General features: G+C 66.0%; 16 protein-coding genes. 14 read left to right on the top strand and 2 right to left on the bottom strand.

Features of this window, described 5'->3' with window-relative positions:
- Positions 1 to 62 precede the first annotated feature (62 nt).
- Positions 63 to 1,202, bottom strand: coding sequence for an acyltransferase family protein (locus CH274_RS03870; RefSeq protein WP_256993471.1), 1,140 nt, complete (start codon positions 1,200 to 1,202; stop codon positions 63 to 65).
- A 260-nt stretch (positions 1,203 to 1,462) separates the two neighbouring features.
- Here CH274_RS03870 and CH274_RS03865 point away from each other — a divergent pair, with 260 nt between their 5' ends.
- The 9 genes from CH274_RS03865 to CH274_RS03825 all read left to right on the top strand — a co-directional run bounded on the left by CH274_RS03865 (position 1,463) and on the right by CH274_RS03825 (position 10,082).
- Entirely contained in the window at positions 1,463 to 2,086 is a 624-nt protein-coding gene (locus CH274_RS03865; RefSeq protein WP_045197953.1) for a superoxide dismutase, read from the top strand.
- A 283-nt stretch (positions 2,087 to 2,369) separates the two neighbouring features.
- Positions 2,370 to 2,897, top strand: coding sequence for a hypothetical protein (locus CH274_RS03860; RefSeq protein WP_032397122.1), 528 nt, complete (start codon positions 2,370 to 2,372; stop codon positions 2,895 to 2,897).
- A gap of 207 nt (positions 2,898 to 3,104) precedes the next feature.
- Positions 3,105 to 3,809 (top strand): TMEM165/GDT1 family protein, encoded by a 705-nt coding sequence (locus tag CH274_RS03855; protein WP_032397121.1) that lies wholly within the window; start codon positions 3,105 to 3,107, stop codon positions 3,807 to 3,809.
- Between the two features lie 33 nt (positions 3,810 to 3,842).
- A complete protein-coding gene (locus tag CH274_RS03850; RefSeq protein ID WP_094656762.1) occupies positions 3,843 to 5,027 on the top strand; it encodes an ATP-binding protein in 1,185 nt (394 codons plus the stop codon).
- A complete protein-coding gene (locus CH274_RS03845) occupies positions 5,024 to 6,040 on the top strand; it encodes a hypothetical protein (protein ID WP_094656761.1) in 1,017 nt (338 codons plus the stop codon). The genes CH274_RS03850 and CH274_RS03845 overlap by 4 nt, the downstream gene beginning before the upstream one ends.
- 88 nt (positions 6,041 to 6,128) lie before the next feature.
- The gene (locus CH274_RS03840) at positions 6,129 to 7,424 is read left to right on the top strand and encodes an ABC transporter substrate-binding protein (RefSeq protein WP_094656760.1); all 1,296 of its coding nucleotides are present in this window, start codon (positions 6,129 to 6,131) and stop codon (positions 7,422 to 7,424) included.
- Positions 7,421 to 8,362 carry a carbohydrate ABC transporter permease gene (locus CH274_RS03835; RefSeq protein ID WP_094656759.1) on the top strand — a complete coding sequence of 314 codons (942 nt, stop codon included), beginning with the start codon at positions 7,421 to 7,423 and terminating at the stop codon, positions 8,360 to 8,362. Before CH274_RS03840 ends, CH274_RS03835 begins: the two co-directional genes overlap by 4 nt.
- Complete coding sequence (locus tag CH274_RS03830; protein WP_032397117.1) at positions 8,359 to 9,198, top strand: carbohydrate ABC transporter permease; 840 nt, start codon at positions 8,359 to 8,361, stop codon at positions 9,196 to 9,198. The genes CH274_RS03835 and CH274_RS03830 overlap by 4 nt, the downstream gene beginning before the upstream one ends.
- A gap of 116 nt (positions 9,199 to 9,314) precedes the next feature.
- Positions 9,315 to 10,082, top strand: a complete 768-nt coding sequence (locus tag CH274_RS03825; protein ID WP_032397116.1) for an SDR family NAD(P)-dependent oxidoreductase — start codon at positions 9,315 to 9,317, stop codon at positions 10,080 to 10,082.
- A 40-nt stretch (positions 10,083 to 10,122) separates the two neighbouring features.
- On the opposite strand, the gene CH274_RS03820 is transcribed toward CH274_RS03825, so the two are convergent.
- The gene (locus tag CH274_RS03820) at positions 10,123 to 11,691 is read right to left on the bottom strand and encodes a TM0106 family RecB-like putative nuclease (protein WP_094656822.1); all 1,569 of its coding nucleotides are present in this window, start codon (positions 11,689 to 11,691) and stop codon (positions 10,123 to 10,125) included.
- A gap of 162 nt (positions 11,692 to 11,853) precedes the next feature.
- On the opposite strand from CH274_RS03820, the gene CH274_RS03815 reads away from it, so the two are divergent.
- From CH274_RS03815 to CH274_RS03795, 5 genes are read left to right on the top strand one after another with little or no spacing between them, the layout of a single operon-like run.
- Entirely contained in the window at positions 11,854 to 12,504 is a 651-nt protein-coding gene (locus CH274_RS03815; protein WP_094656821.1) for a DUF6474 family protein, read from the top strand.
- A 15-nt stretch (positions 12,505 to 12,519) separates the two neighbouring features.
- Positions 12,520 to 13,041 carry a hypothetical protein gene (locus tag CH274_RS03810; protein WP_094656758.1) on the top strand — a complete coding sequence of 174 codons (522 nt, stop codon included), beginning with the start codon at positions 12,520 to 12,522 and terminating at the stop codon, positions 13,039 to 13,041.
- 46 nt (positions 13,042 to 13,087) lie between these two features.
- A complete protein-coding gene (locus tag CH274_RS03805; RefSeq protein WP_094656820.1) occupies positions 13,088 to 13,753 on the top strand; it encodes a YcnI family copper-binding membrane protein in 666 nt (221 codons plus the stop codon).
- Positions 13,750 to 14,295, top strand: coding sequence for an MprA protease, GlyGly-CTERM protein-sorting domain-containing form (gene mprA, locus CH274_RS03800; protein WP_094646351.1), 546 nt, complete (start codon positions 13,750 to 13,752; stop codon positions 14,293 to 14,295). The genes CH274_RS03805 and mprA overlap by 4 nt, the downstream gene beginning before the upstream one ends.
- A gap of 7 nt (positions 14,296 to 14,302) precedes the next feature.
- Positions 14,303 to 15,256 carry a copper resistance D family protein gene (locus CH274_RS03795; RefSeq protein WP_256993470.1) on the top strand — a complete coding sequence of 318 codons (954 nt, stop codon included), beginning with the start codon at positions 14,303 to 14,305 and terminating at the stop codon, positions 15,254 to 15,256.
- Positions 15,257 to 15,270: the final 14 nt, after the last annotated feature.

Here is a 15,270-nt window from a genome sequence, read left to right as displayed (position 1 = left end):
TCAACGTGACATCGACTGCCCAAAAGTCCACTGAATGTCACATTGAGTACCCGGGGGGTCGGTCAGGTGGCGGATCGGGTGCGTAGGCGTGAGTAGTGCGCGCTGATGTGTCGTGCGGCTGGCAGTTCGATCCAGCGGTAGATGATTTCGGCGAGTGCGGCGGTGCCGGCCAGGAATGCCAGGACGGCGGCGGTGGCGCCCAGGTGCGGTTCGACGGTTGCGTAGATGCGGTAGAGCACGAGGGTGTGGATCAGGTAGATCGCGTAGCTGCGGGTGCCGATCCACTGGACGACGGGCCAGCGGGTGATGGGTCCGTCGTATCGGGCGAGGACGAGGACGGTGCCGGTGACGACCAGCAGGGTCCAGAGGTAGGTGCCGCCCATCCAGAAGGTGTGGACTTCGATGGCCAGTCGGATCACTTCGATCTGGGCGATGACGCCGAGGACGACCCATCGCCAGGTGATCAGTCGTGCCCATCCGAGGTAGATGATCTGGCCGAGGAACAGGGTCGGGAGTACGCCCGCGACCTTGGTCAGGAACGGGATCGTGTAGGGCTGCGGGAGGTAGAGGTTGTAGACGATCACCAGCGCGCACAATGCTGCGCCGACCAGTGGCACCACGATGGGCCTGGTGCGCAGCGTTCCGCGCATGGAGATGCAGTAGAGGTAGAACACGATCTGCACGACGAGGGTCCAGGTGACACCGAGGACGGCGACCTCGGGTCGAAGGAAGAAGCCACCGAGGAAGAAGCTGAGAAATGCCTCTCCGTTGGTGATGCCGGGTTGGCCGCTGAACATCCCGTTGAGTCCGAGTTTGACGAGGATGACGGCCATCGCGATGGCGAACCAGAGGGCCGGGACGAGGCGGGCGAGACGCGCGACCATGAAGTCCCGACGCGATTGCCGCATGGCGGATCGGGTGATCAGCAGGCCGGTGAGCAGCATGAAGATGCTGACGCCGACGAACGACAGGTGCATGTTGAGGCCGGCGTCCTGGATCAGGACTGTGTCGACGACGTCGATCATCCACCAGCCGCCGCCGACGTCGTCGAGCAGATAGAACGAGATGTGCGAGTAGAGCACCGCGAGGACGGCGATGACGCGAAGGAGGTCGGCACCGTCCATCTGCACTCGGGGCGCGATCACCGGCTGTACGGCGACGGACTCGTCGACCGTGTTCCGGCTCGGTCGGTCCCCATCCACACCCTGGAGTTTAGGTTCCGTTCATGTATTGGACCAATCCGCAGCCGATGCGCAACTGTTTCGTGATATTCGGAGCGGATTCACAGCCGAACAATTCGACTGTCTCGTTCACGCGAAATTATTCCGAGAAAAGCATCTCGATTACAACTGTTGCACTGGGGGTAGGAATGAGATTGGGTTGAACCCTACGAATGATCCGCAGTAGGACGAACGTGCCCGCATCACACGATGGGTACGGCGTCGTTAGAGAAGGGAACCACGTGTCCGAGTACACCTTGCCCGACCTTGATTTCGATTACTCCGCCCTCGAGCCGCACATCTCGGGCGAGATCAACGAGCTTCACCATTCCAAGCACCACGCCACCTATGTCGCAGGCGCCAACACCGCGGTCGAAAAGCTCGCCGCAGCGCGTGACAACGACGATCATGCAGCCATTTTCCTGCTGGAGAAGAACCTCGCGTTCCACCTCGGTGGCCACGTCAACCACTCCATCTGGTGGAAGAACCTCTCGCCCAACGGTGGCGACAAGCCCGAGGGTGAGCTCGCTGCCGCGATCGACGACCAGTTCGGTTCGTTCGACAAGTTCCGCGCACAGTTCACCGCTGCCGCCAACGGCCTGCAGGGCTCCGGCTGGGCAGTTCTGGGCTACGACTCGCTCGGCAAGAAGCTGCTCACCTTCCAGCTCTACGATCAGCAGGCCAACGTGCCTCTGGGCATCATCCCGCTGCTCCAGGTCGACATGTGGGAGCACGCCTTCTACCTGCAGTACAAGAACGTCAAGGCCGATTACGTGAAGGCGTTCTGGAACGTCGTCAACTGGGCCGACGTCCAGGCTCGTTTCGAGGCCGCAACGTCGAAGACCCCGGGTCTGATCTTCCCGTAACCGAGGAGATCGCCGACAGTCGAACAACTGCGAGACAGGGCCACCGCATCCATTGCGGTGGCCCTGTCTCGTCGAACGACCTTTGCCTTCGCTGCCGCAAGGGTCGCCCGAATCGAGGCGATACCGTGGTCGAGCGTCGCGAATGCCCGGCAGCGCCGGGGGCGGCTACGTTTCGACTGGCACTCTCCCCATCTTGTGTGCCAGCCGTTTTCACGTCATTCTCTTCCTACCCAACGTCGTGTACCCGGCTTCGAGCCCTGTACCTGTCTGGGAGGAATGCGCAATGGACGATCGAGATCTCATCGGTGTCTCGCCTTTTCACGCCGCCGGTCTGCTGCGCGGATTCGTGATCTCCGGCCGCTGGCCGGACACCACCAAGGAATGGGCACAATTTCTGGCCCTCGCCGTGCGGGTGGCCTCGATGCCGGGCCTGTTGGCGACGTCGACGGTGTTCGGGGTGCGGGAGGAGTTGCCCGACGACCCCGCGCCGGGGACGGTCGGCTTGGTCGTCGCCGAGGGTCCGGTGATCGGAGATTTCGCGTTGGCTCCCGGACGGTTCGCCGCGCAGCAACCCGCCGCATTGCTGATGCTGCATCCACCGTCGGAGACGACACCGACACTCCCGGAGTGTGCGGGCGCGGCGTCCGGCTGCGTTCTGCTCCCCGGTCTTCCGCATCTCGGCCTCGATCACCGGGCGGCGTGGGTGGAGGCCGAATCCGACGGCACCGTGACCTCGATGGTCAGCCGGGTCGGCCTCGATCCGATCAGCGATCCCGACACCGCAGTTTTGGCAATGCTCCTCGCCTCCTGACCGCTCCCCGCACACGATTTTTCGGGTGTCCAAACTTATTGGCGCATTGGACAATTCGCGAAACGGCACTTAAAGTCGTCTACAGCGAAGGGGAGTAGCCCCCAATCAACGTGTCGACATACTGGTCGTAAAACTGCGGCCCGGCACCTGAACCGGTTCTTCCGGTGGGCGAGACCTTCGGTCCGTTCGACGACCGAGGAGTCTTCTGTGCTGTCCGCATTACTGTTGAGTTTCGCTGTCATTTTCGTCGCCGAGCTGGGTGACAAATCCCAGCTCATGGCCATGACATTCGCCCTGCGCTACAAGTGGTACGTCGTCATCGGCGGCATCACCGTCGCCACCACCGTCGTGCACCTGGTCTCGGTCGCGGTCGGCCACTTCCTCGGGGTGTCGATTCCCACCGAGCTGATCTCCATCGTCGGCGGCGTCGCGTTCGTCATCTTCGGACTCTGGACGCTGCGCGGCGACTCCCTGTCCGACGACGAGGGCGCGAAAGCCTCCCGGGTCACCAAATCTGCGTTCCTCGCCATCGCCTCGGCGTTCTTCCTCGCCGAGCTGGGCGACAAGACGATGCTGGCCACCGTCACTCTCGCCGCCGACAACGACTGGGTCGGCGTCTGGATCGGCTCGACGGTCGGCATGGTCGCGGCAGATGCACTCGCCATCGTGGTCGGCGCAGTGCTCGGAAAGCACCTGCCGGAACGCATCATTCAGTACGGCGCGGCCATCCTGTTCTTCGTCTTCGGTGCCGTCCTGTTCTTCGAGGGCCTGATGCCGGGCACCGCAGCCCCGTACATCGCTGCCGCAGCGGTTGTCGTGATGTCCGCCGTCGTCGTCGCCGTGTTCGTTCGACGCTCCCGCACCCGGGCCGCACGTGAATCGGAGAAGCAGACCACCATCGAACGCGCCTGACCTTGGTTTACACTCCTCTCCCGGGAGGGGTGCATGGACGACGACCAGCAGGTGAGCACGACCGATGCGGCGCACCACTCGACCGATCGGCTGATCCGAATCACCGGGCGATTCGTCGGTGTCGGTTACGGGGCGTACCTGCTGCTGTTGATTCCCGATATCGCACGCACCGGAAACGTCGTTCCCGGGTGGTGGACTCCGACGACAGTGGCCGTCGTGTTCGGCACCGGTTTCGCATTCGCGGCCTCCACATTTCACCCCAGCATCGGAGTGATTCGTACGGCCGGATCCATCGCCGCGCTGGCGTTCCCGGTCATGGCCGCGCTGTGGTGGACTGCCTGGGACGGCGTGACGTTCGATCAGGGGGGAACGTTTCTCGCGGCATTTCCCGGCGTGGCGGCACTTGCTGCTGCGACGGTGTGGCACCCCGTCCCGGCGTTCGTTCACATGACCGTCAGCGTCGTTCTCGTACAGCTCTCCAATCAAGCTGTGCGAGAACCGTTCCCCCGCAGCAACATCGTCGCGGAGATCTGCTTCGCAATGATGTTCTGCACGGTGTTCGTCGCCGCAACACTGGCCGCGGTACGTACCGGACGCATTCTCGACGCGACGATCTCGACGACACACGACGACGCAGCCCGGGCGGCTGCGGCCGCCGCGCGCGAGGTCGAGCGCGAACGGTTGGACGCGCTGATCCACGACGAGGTCATGTCCTCACTGCTCGCCGTGACTCGCCACGGCCGCACGCCCAGCCTGGCGCGTCAGGCCCGCTCGGCTCTGATGCATCTGGATGACCTGACCACGGGCATCGTCCTCGAAACGTTCTCGGCCGACGAGGTTTTGGCTCAGCTCCGTTCTGCCGCAACGACGGTCGACGAGTCGATCGAATTCACCGTGAAAGACGACTTGCTGGAGCGGACGGAGCAGTACCCGGTCGAGACAGTACGAGCCATCGCTGCCGCACTGGCCGAAGCGTTGCGCAACAGTCTGATTCACGCACAGGCATCGAAACGGTCGGTCACAGCCCGGCTGGCTCCGTCGACGGTGGAGATCACCGTGATGGACGACGGCATCGGCTTCGATCGACGCTCGGTGCCGCCCCACCGACTCGGCGTCGCCGTCAGCATCGAGGGCCGGATGCGTCAGCTCGACGGCGGATCTGCCGACATCGTGTCCTCCGCCGCAGGCACCATCGTGCGATTGGGCTGGAAGCGATGAACGGCGAGGACGTTCGCGATCTGCTGTCGATGAAGTCGGCAGCTGCATATGCGGTTGCCGGATTCTTCATCCTCGCGTGCCTGGTGTGTGCATCGACGACCCTGACCGGGGTGTCCGCGGTGTGGCCCGAATACGCAGCGGTGCTGGTGCTCTCGGCCGCGGTCATCCTGTTGCTCCGCGCGCCGGGTGACCCACCGAGCCTGCGGTCGACCGTACTGATGACCCTATCGGGCCCGGTGGCAGCCGCCCTGGTCTTCACAGTGGTGCCGGTACCGCTGAACGGGAGCCTGCAGACGTGGCCGCTGGGCATGCCACTGGTGATCTACACCTTCATGTGTGTGCGCGGTCGGACGCTGGCCGCGTGGGTCGGGTTGACACTGACCATGTCCGTGGCCATCGGATGGGCGGTCGTGACGGGTCAGGGATTTCTGTACGGACTTTCGTTCAGCGCCATCAACATCGCGCCGCTGTTGATGTCGACGTTCTTCGCGTTCACCATCCGTCCGCTGGCCGCGGCAATTTTCGAGCTGCGCAGGCAGTCGACGGTGCGCATCGCGTCCCAGGCTGCCGCGGCGGCAGTTCTCGAGGAACGCGACGCTCGGCTGGCCAGTCTCGACGCCTTGGCCCGTCCGCTGCTGCAGCGCATCGCCGACGGTCCCGATCCCACCGACGAGGAGATCCTCGCGTGTCGGCTGCTCGAAGCCGAACTTCGCGACACCCTGCGCGCCCGCGGTCTGGTTCGACCCGACCTCGCTCGCGCGGCCAGGTCTGCGCGGGCCCGCGGGGTGGAGGTCATGCTGCTCGACGACCGATCTCCGAACGCTCTCGACGACGACGCCCGAGAACGCATCGTGGCCGCCGCGTCGAGCGCACTCGATGCCGCCGAAGCAGGCGCGGTGACGGTCCGGCTCCTACCTCCTGGCCGTCCCGTGGCGGCGACGATTCTGCTCGACGACCTGGGCGACGGTGCACACCGAGTCGAGTACGACCACACCGGGCGCAACCGAAGCTGACGGCCGGGTTTGGGCGCAGACCGTCGTGGTTACCCTGCGGCGGACCAGTTGGTCTGCCGCACCGGCAGCCGATGAACGGAGCCCAGAAATGCCTCTCGATCGTCGATCCTTCCTGATCGGATCCGGTGCCGCCGCAGTGCCGTTGCTGTTGGCGGGGTGCGGTTTCGTCAAGTCCAGCCCGTCGCAACAGGCCGAGGGCACGCTGACGTTCACCACGTGGGGAACCGACGCCGAGTTGGCCGGCTTCCGAGCCTCGATCGACGCGTTCGAGGCGGCCAATCCCGGGTCGACGATCACCCTCAACGCGGTGCCGTACGAGCAGATGTTCACCAACATCGACGCCCAGCTCCAGGCGGGCAATCCGCCCGACATCTTCCGCGTGCCGTACTACACGTTCGGCGCGTATGCAGGCCGCGGCCAACTGCTGGATCTGTCGCCGCTGTTGGCGTCGGACACACGTGATCAGTTCACGCCGACGGCGTGGGCTGCGGTGCAGAACGGCGGAATTCCCTACGGCCTGCCGCACCACACCGATACCTCGGCAATTCTGGTGAACCGAAACCTGTTGTCGCAGGCCGGCATCGACTCGGTTCCGACCACTCTGGACGACGCCTGGACGTGGGACGAGTTGGCGTCGATCGGTGACCGACTGCGTTCCTCGCTGCCGGCGGACCAGTACCCGTGGGCCTACAACTGGCAGGGCAACGGTGTCACCCGCTGGCTCAGCCTGCTGTTCCAGGCCGGCGGATCCTTCCTGGCCGAGGACCAGAAGACGCCACTGATCGACTCCGACGAGGCTCGACGGGCCGTCGAATTCTCGTCGTCCTTCTTCTCCAAGGGCTATGTGCCGGCCAACAACACCATCGCGTCGTCGAGTTACGCCAGCGAGGCCTGGTTCTCGCAGTCGGTGGCCATGGTCTGGTCGGGTGCGTTCCAATTGCCCGACGCCGATGCCACGGCCAGTTTCGATTGGACGGCCACCTATGCGCCGCGAGATCGCCGGGGCGGCGGCGACTTCGGCGGCAATGCACTCGTGGCGACGTCGCAGACCTCTCAGCCGGAGCTGGCGGCGTCGTTCCTGGAGTTCGTCACCCAGCAGGAGCAGATGCGCAACTTCTGCAGGGCCGCCTCACTGCTGCCGACGCGCACCGACCTGCTCAACTCCGACCTCGAGTTCGACATCCGGTCGGAGCTGGCCCCGATCTTCGCGGCACAGGCGACCACCGTGCAGCCGCAGGATGCAGCGCAGGTGGCATCGCCGTCGATGTCCGCGATCATTCCGGTTCTGAAGGAGCAGCTCGATCTCGCCTTCGCGGGGTCGCAGGACGCCGCCGCCACCGTCTCCGCGCTGCAGAGCGGAATAGCCGAGGTCACCGGGGCATGACGGCCACACCGATCACCGAGGCCGGGCACGAAACCAAGACCGGGCCGAAAACCAAGACCGAGCGCGCCGGGGCCAGGAAAGAAGCGTTCGCGGCCGCCGGGTTTCTCGCCCCCAGCTACGCCTTGTTGGCCGTGTTCGTGCTCGTTCCCCTCGTCGCCGCGTTCGTCGTCAGCCTGCAGCAAACGGACGGATTCGGTGCAGGCGAGTTCGTCGGGGCGGCCAATTACACACGCCTGGTCGAGGATCCGCTGTTCTGGCGGGCGCTGATCAATACGCTGCTGTTCACCGCGCTGGTCACTCCGCTGTCGATGCTGTTCGGTCTGATCGCGGCCGTACTGCTCAATTCCGCGCTGCCCGCCCGGCCTCTGTGGCGCTCGCTGGTGATCCTGCCGATGGCCGTCTCCGGCGTGGCGACCGGCCTGATCGGCATTCTGGTGTTCGACCAGAACTCGGGTGTGCTCAACAACCTGATCGGATTCCTCGGTCTGCCCGCCATCGACTGGCAGTCCTCTCCGGGGCCGGCTTTCGCGTCGATCGTCATCGCCACCGTGTGGTGGCGCACCGGGCTGAACATGCTGATCTACCTGGCCGGCCTTCAAGGTCTGGGGCCGGATCTGTACGAGGCGGCCCGGTTGGACGGTGCCAACGCATTTCAACGCTTCCGGAACGTGACGGTTCCGCTGCTGGGTCCGACGTCGTTCTTCCTGCTGGTGCTCAACGTCATCTACTCGTTCCAGGTGTTCGATCTGGTCTTCGTTCTCACCGGCGGCGGACCGGGCGGGGCGACATCGGTGTTGGTCACCTACGCCTACGAGACGGGTTTCGTCACCCGCGATCAGGGCTACGCCGCGTCGATCGGCATGGTGCTGTTCCTGTTCGCCCTCGTCTTCGCCGCCGCGCAGTGGCGCGCGAGTCGAACGAAGGATCTGGTCGAATGAGCGGGCCGAGGAACGCGTCCGCTCGCCGGGCACTGGTACTGCGCACGGTGGTCATCGCCGTCATCGGCCTGATCACCGTCGCTCCGCTGTATTGGATGCTCGCCGTGGCGTTCTCGACTCGCGGCGAGTTGCTGGGCGGCGGCGAACTGCGCCTGTGGCCTCGCCAGGTGACGTGGGAGAACGTCACTCGCGTGTTCGACTCGTTCCCGGTCGCGACGTGGCTCGGCAACTCGATCGCCATCGCCGTCGTGGTCACGATCATCACCGTGGTCACAAGCCTGCTTGCAGGATATGCTTTCGCGCACTTGAGGTTTCGATTCTCGACGCCATTGTTCTTCATCGCGCTGGCCACGTTGGTGCTGCCCGTGCAGGTGATCATGGTGGCACTGTTCCGCATCGTCGTCGGCCTCGGCCTGTACGGCACGTACTGGGCGGTGATCCTGCCGAGTTCGGCGTCGGCGTTCGGGCTGTTCCTCGCACGCCAGTTCATGCTCGGCATTCCGCGTGAGCTGCTCGAGGCGGCGCGTCTCGACGGTGCCGGGCATTGGCAGATCTTCCGGCGCGTCGTGCTGCCCCTGTCGGGACCGCTGATCGCTGTCCTCACCTTCATGAGCCTGCTGCAATCGTGGAACGATTTCGCGTGGCCACTGATCGCGCTGCGGGAGAACGAGTTGTTCACCTTGCCCATCGGCCTGCTGTACCTGCAGGGCCAGGCCAACAGCGACTACGGTGCCACGATGGCGTTCGCACTGATCAACGTCGTGCCGATGGCACTGCTATTCCTGTTCTTCCAGAAGTACTTCATCGCCGGATTCGCTCGCAGCGGGATCAAGTAGGTCCCATCCAGGGTGCCTGAAGGTGGGTGAGGTGTCCCGCCGGTTATGGTGCAAGCGACTACGAGGTCGCTGCCTGTGCCGCGGCCCGCCACCGTGAGCGAAGGGGATCGTACGACGTGGAGATTTCAGGAACAGCAGCACTTGTTACCGGTGGAGCGTCGGGCCTCGGTGCCGCAACGGCCGCTCGTCTGGCCGCCGCAGGCGTCACCGTGTTCGGGCTCGATCTGCCGCAGTCCATCGAGCGCGCCGGAGACAGCGTCCCGGCCGGGGTGACTCTGCTGCCCGCCGACGTCACCAGCGAGGCCGAGGTCGAGGCCGCCCTGGACACGATCGTCGCATCCGGTGTGCCGCTGCGCATCGTCGTCAACTGCGCAGGCGTGGGCTGGGCGGGCCGCATCCTGTCCAAGAAGGGACCGCACGATCTCGAGCTGTTCCGCACGGTCATCACCATCAACCTGCTCGGCACGTTCAACGTGATGCGGCTGGCCGCGAACCGGATGCAGTCGCAGTCGACCGTCGACGATGCGGGCCAGCGCGGCGTCGTCATCAACACCGCATCGGTCGCCGCCTTCGAGGGCCAGATCGGCCAGATCGCCTACACCGCCTCCAAGGGCGGCGTGCACGCGATGACCATCACCGCTGCCCGCGACCTCGCGCAGGTCGGCATCCGCGTCAACACCATCGCGCCCGGCATCGTCGACACCCCGATGCTGGCAGGCGTCACCGAGGAATACCGTCAGGGCCTCGAGGCGTCGGTGCCGTTCCCGTCGCGCCTGGCTCAGCCCACCGAGTACGCGCAGCTGGTCCAGATGATCGCCGAGCACGACTACCTCAACGGTGAGACCATCCGCATGGACGGTGCGATCCGTATGGCTCCGCGTTAACCACTGACCACTCCGCGTGGCCCCGCCGATCGACGCGGGGTCACGCGCGAGCGCGCAGGTCCGCCACCGTCGGGATCTCCTTCTCCGCACGGTCGGACATCCACTCGCGCAACACTTTCGTGGCCAGAACGTCGTCCTCGTTGTAGACGAGCAGTCGCTCGCGCTGCGTGTGGTCGGGCTCGTCGTCGTATCCGACGGCTTCCCGATACCAGCCCATCGACGCCTCGCCGCCGGCCTCGTCGTCACGCCACGCGAATCCTGCGACCGGCGCAATCTTCTTCAGTCCCTTGCCGTTCGGGCAGATGAACTGATCGCTCACGGCCTGGTAGATATCGACCCACTGCTCACTGTCGATGAACTCGCGGATCTGCGCCTCGGTCGGCACCCCGAGAACGTCGGCGAAGCGGCGGGCCGAATCGAGCAACCACTTGTCCTCCGCCTGCCGTGAATAGCAGTACGCGGCAAAGGTTTTGCCGCGCGCGGCCGCATCGGCCCTGGTGTCCATCAACCAGTTCCAGAACACCGCGAACGAGCGGCCCTCGTCCACGGTCGGCAGCGGATCCCAGGTGACGAAGCCGCGATAGGTCGGCGGCGGGCCACCCGCTTCGGTGAGCAGCGTGCCCCACAGGTACGCGCCGTGTTCCTGATAGCTCTCCATGTCCACGTCCACCTCGACGTCGGCGCGGTGCACCGTCACGGTCTCCGAGCGCCGCAGCAACGGCACGTCGGCTCGCCAGGCCAGTGCCGCGGACACGGCGTCGTCGAAGTTTCCGAAAGGCCACTCCTCCGGTGCCGGGCCGGTCCACTGCGCCAACTCGTCGATGGTGCGCACGCCCGCGCTGCGCAGCACATCGGCGCGGGAACCGGAGGCCACCAGCGAAACGTCACGAACGGCCTCGAGTTGCGGCTTGCAGTCGAACCACCACGAACAGGATCGGCACTCACTGACCTGGGAGGGAACGGTGAACGCGGTGCCCTGTGCAACCGAGAGCCGGTCTGCGAAGCGGGTGTCGTATTCGTCGAGGACCGAGGTGAGATCGTGCACCAGCATGCATTCGCCCTTGTAGCCCACCGCGCCGCCGACGGGCGTGGCCGTGGCCAGGCCCTCGTGCGCCAGCATGCGATACAGGTGAGCGAGCCGGAGCTGGTCGCGGAGTTGGCTGCGCACCTTGCGGGTCTCGTCGATCGCCGGAGACCATCGATCGAGCGGGGTGGTGCGCGCGCCGCGGCCGGGGTCGGTGACCTTGTGGTTGACCACGATCACCGGGATGTAGCCGCCGGACGCGTCGCGGACGAGCAGTTCGCTGCGCCCGCGTCGACCGGTGTCGCGTTCGAGGGGCAGTACCGCGTTCCAGATGCGTTCCACTCCGTCCCGACAGGCGGCGACGGTGGCGTCGGCAGCGTCTCGGGCGGTGGGCTCGTCGATCTCGGTCCACAGCATCGGATCGTCCACGGCCAGCTGCGCGCGGATGTTCTCCCGGTGGGCCTGAGCTGCTTCTCGACGCTGCCGCACCCCTGGGTTCTCGGGTTCACCGCGCAGCAACGATCCGTACGCGGTGTCGAGATAGAGCCGGTGCCTGCACCGCGTCAACGATCCGGCATCGAGCAGCACGGGTGCAGGAGCTCGTCGACCGTTCACACTTCAAGACATTAGGTCAGCCCTCCGACAGCCGGTGCAGATCACCGCCCGTCAGCCTGCGAACACCACCGCCCGATAAGGTGTGTGGAACGCACTTTTCCCGCCCAGCAGCACATGTCAGGAGCCTTGTCGATGGGTTTGTTCCGCAAGCGTAAGGGTCGTGCCACTCGCAAGGCAGAGGCCAAAGCTCTCAAGCACAAGGCAACACTCGAAGCGAAGCTGGGCGCGAAGAACGAGCGCAAGCAGTTGAAGGCGATCGCCAAGGCACAGCGCAAGCTCAGCGCGGTGGAGGCCAAGTCGCAGAAGAACGTCGAGAAGGCGCAGGTCTCGGCCCTCAAGGCTCAGCAGAAAGCTGCGTTGCAGGGAACACTGAGCGTGGCTCAGATCCGCAAGTACCTCGGTATTGCCCGGCTGCTGATTCCGGTGTTGGCCCCCATCCTCTACCGCGGTGCGACCGTCGTTCGTGCGCAGCTCGACAACCGCAAGGCGCAGCAGCTCGGTGTTGCACCCGATCAGCTCAGCGAGTACACCGGCCACGGCGGCAAGCTCAGCGCACGGATCGCCGGTGCCGAGAAGTCGCTCGGCACCATCGGTGCGCGCCACTCCGATCCCGAAACCAAGAGCTTCGGTGCCGCAATCAGCGAGCGTCTCGACGATCTGACCACCGCTGTCCGCGCATCCGAGCAGATGCCGCCCGCTCGCCGCAAGACCGCACACGCCGCTATCTCCGCAGAGCTCGACGGCATCGAGGCCGATCTGCTCGCCCGTCTCGGCGTGCGCTGACCCCTGAACGAACCGATGACCGACAGCTCAGCCGCCCCGCTTCGCGGCGGAGCTGTCGGTATCGTCACCGCGGCGCTCGCGGTGGCCGCACACGGCATGGCCGGCGGCGACTGGCCCGACGGTTCTGCCCTGGCCCTGCTGATCGTCGTCGGCATCGGTGTCGGTGCCATGACAGCCCTGCCCAGGCGTTCGACCGTTCTGCTGCTCCCGGCTCTGCTGACCGGCCAACTCGTCGCCCACATCGCGCTGAGCCTCGGCAGCGCAGCTCAGATGCACGCACACTCCCTGCTTCCCAGCACAGCCATGATCGCCTTCCACGCGGTCGCCTCGGTCGTCGCCGGATTCACGATCGCCGCAGCCGAGCGCCTCTACGGCCCGATCACGTCCATCGTCCGAGCGGTTCTCGCCCTCCTCACTCCCCTGCCCGACGGTTCCGCCGTCGGTCGCGTCTGCATGTCCGTCGCAGTTCCGTCGGTGGACGGCACTGCGCTCGACTGGGTCATCTCTCGTCGCGGACCCCCGGTGTCGTCGTACTGACCGACATCCTTTTTCCGCACATCTCTGCACAGAAATGACCCAACCCATGAAGAGCTCTCTTTCCCGTGCCCTGTTCGTCTCAGGAGCCACCGTCGGCGCGGTGCTGGTCGGCGCAGGTGCCGCGTCCGCACACGTCGTCGTCTCGGCACCCGACGCCGCACAGGGCGGCTACTCGGTGCTGACGTTCCGCGTTCCCACCGAGTCCGATACCGCCTCGACCAGCTCGGTCAAGGTGACCCTCCCCGGCCTCAATTCGGCTCGTACGCAGCCCATCCCGGGCTGGACGTCCACCGTCGAGAAGGACTCGGCCGATCTGGCGGTGTCGGTGACGTGGACGGCGAACCCCGGTTCCGAGGTCGGCCCGGGCCAGTTCCAGCAGTTCCTGCTCTCCGCGGGACCGCTGCCCGAGCAGGAGACCGTCTCGTTCCCGGCCACCCAGACCTACACCGACGGTGAGGTCGTGAACTGGGACGAGCCGATGACCGAGGACGGCAGCGAGCCCGAATTGCCCGCTCCCACTCTGACTCTCGCCGCGGCCGGCAGTGATGCGCACGGCAGCGCCCACACCGAGACCACCGCAACCGCCGAGGCATCGTCGGAGGCGTCGTCCTCCGACAACACCGCGCGCTGGCTCGCCGGCGTCGGACTGGTACTCGGAGCCGTCGGCGCAGGTCTGGGCATCGGCGCGACGATCAGGGCGCGGCGCTCGTGAGATCGCTCGTCGTGTCCACGAAGGCACTGCTCGTCTCGGCCGCAGCACTGCTGGTGCTGTTGATCGCCGCACCGATCGCGTCGGCGCATTCGCAGGTCACCGGCTACAGCCCGGCCGACGGCTCCTCACTCGACTCCTCTCCGGCGACGGCGTCGGTGTCGTTCAACGAGGTGCCGCAGTCGCAGTTCGCCACGCTCAACGTCGTCGGGCCCGACGGCAACATCTGGTCGAAGGGCGACGCACGCATCGAGGGCCAGAGCGTCGTCGTCGACGTCGGTGAATTGGGACCGATCGGCGAGTACACCCTCGCGTACCGCATCACCTCCGCCGACGGTCATCCCGTGAGCGGCACGGCGACGTTCACGCTGACGCAGGAAGGTTCCGGCACTCCCGGGGCACCGGCCGACGCGTCGGGCACCTCGGAGGAGTCGGCTGGCGGATTTCTCGGCGGCTACGGACACATCGTGTTGATCGTGGTCGCGGTTCTGGCCTTCGCGGGCGCGTTGGGGTTCGCCCTGCGCAAGCCGAAGACCCAGAAGTAGTACCGACGTGGCTGCGGTGGGCGAGAGAAGCGTTCGGTTGGTGCTCGCCGCCGCAGCTGCGGCGTTGCTGGGGGTCGCGGCGGCATTCGCGCTGGCGTACCCCACCTTTCCCGGTGGGTCGTCGTGGCTACGGGTGATCGCGGTGGCGTCGGGCTCGGTGGTGTTGGGGTTCGGAGTTCTCGCTGTCCTGGACGCCAGTTCCGAGTCCCGACGCCCCGCCGTCGACCCGCTGGTGATGTGGCGCGCGATCGGCTATCTGTCGGGGCTGTGGGCGGTGGCCGAGTTCGTTCTGCTGGCCGCTGCGGCAGCCGATTCGGCCGGGCGTACGCCACTGACGTTGTCGCCGAGCGCTTTCACCACGTTCACCACCTCGATCTCGGTGGGCCGTCTGGGTTCGGCGACGGTGATCCTCGCGCTCGCTCTGTGCGCCGTCGGGGTGGCCGGGTATCGGTCGCGGGCGAGCTGGTCTCCGACTCCGGTGATCGTGCTGGCGTCCCTCGCCCTGGTGGCGCGGCCGATCACCGGTCACATGTCGCAGTTCGCGTTCGGCTCCTTCGCCGTTGCCGTGCATGTGCTGTGCGCGTCGGTGTGGCTCGGTGTACTGGGTGCGATGGCGCTGAGTCTACGGAGCAAATCGGCGTGGGCGACTCTGTTGCCGGTCTATTCGCGGGTCGCGTTCTGGTGCGTCGTCGGGGTGGCCACCACCGGGGTGCTGGACGCGGTTCTGAAGCTCGACAGCCTCGGTGCCGTGGTCGAGACCGGTTACGGCCGAATCGTTCTCGCGAAGGTTCTCGCCACGGTGATCCTGGTCGCGTTGGCTCACCGGATCCGTGGGACGTGGTTGCCGACCGTCGCCGCACACCGATCCACGGTGGAGCACTCGGTGGGGCGAGCGGCCGCGCATGTGAGCCTGCTGGCGGTGGCGTTCGGCTTGGCGGCGGCGCTGGCGACCACCGCGTGAGCCGGCGGTAGGCA

This window comes from Rhodococcus sp. 06-418-5 (assembly GCF_002258285.1).
In the GTDB taxonomy this organism is placed as follows: Bacteria; Actinomycetota; Actinomycetes; order Mycobacteriales; family Mycobacteriaceae; genus Rhodococcoides.
This window is presented reverse-complemented; position numbering and strand designations above follow the sequence as displayed.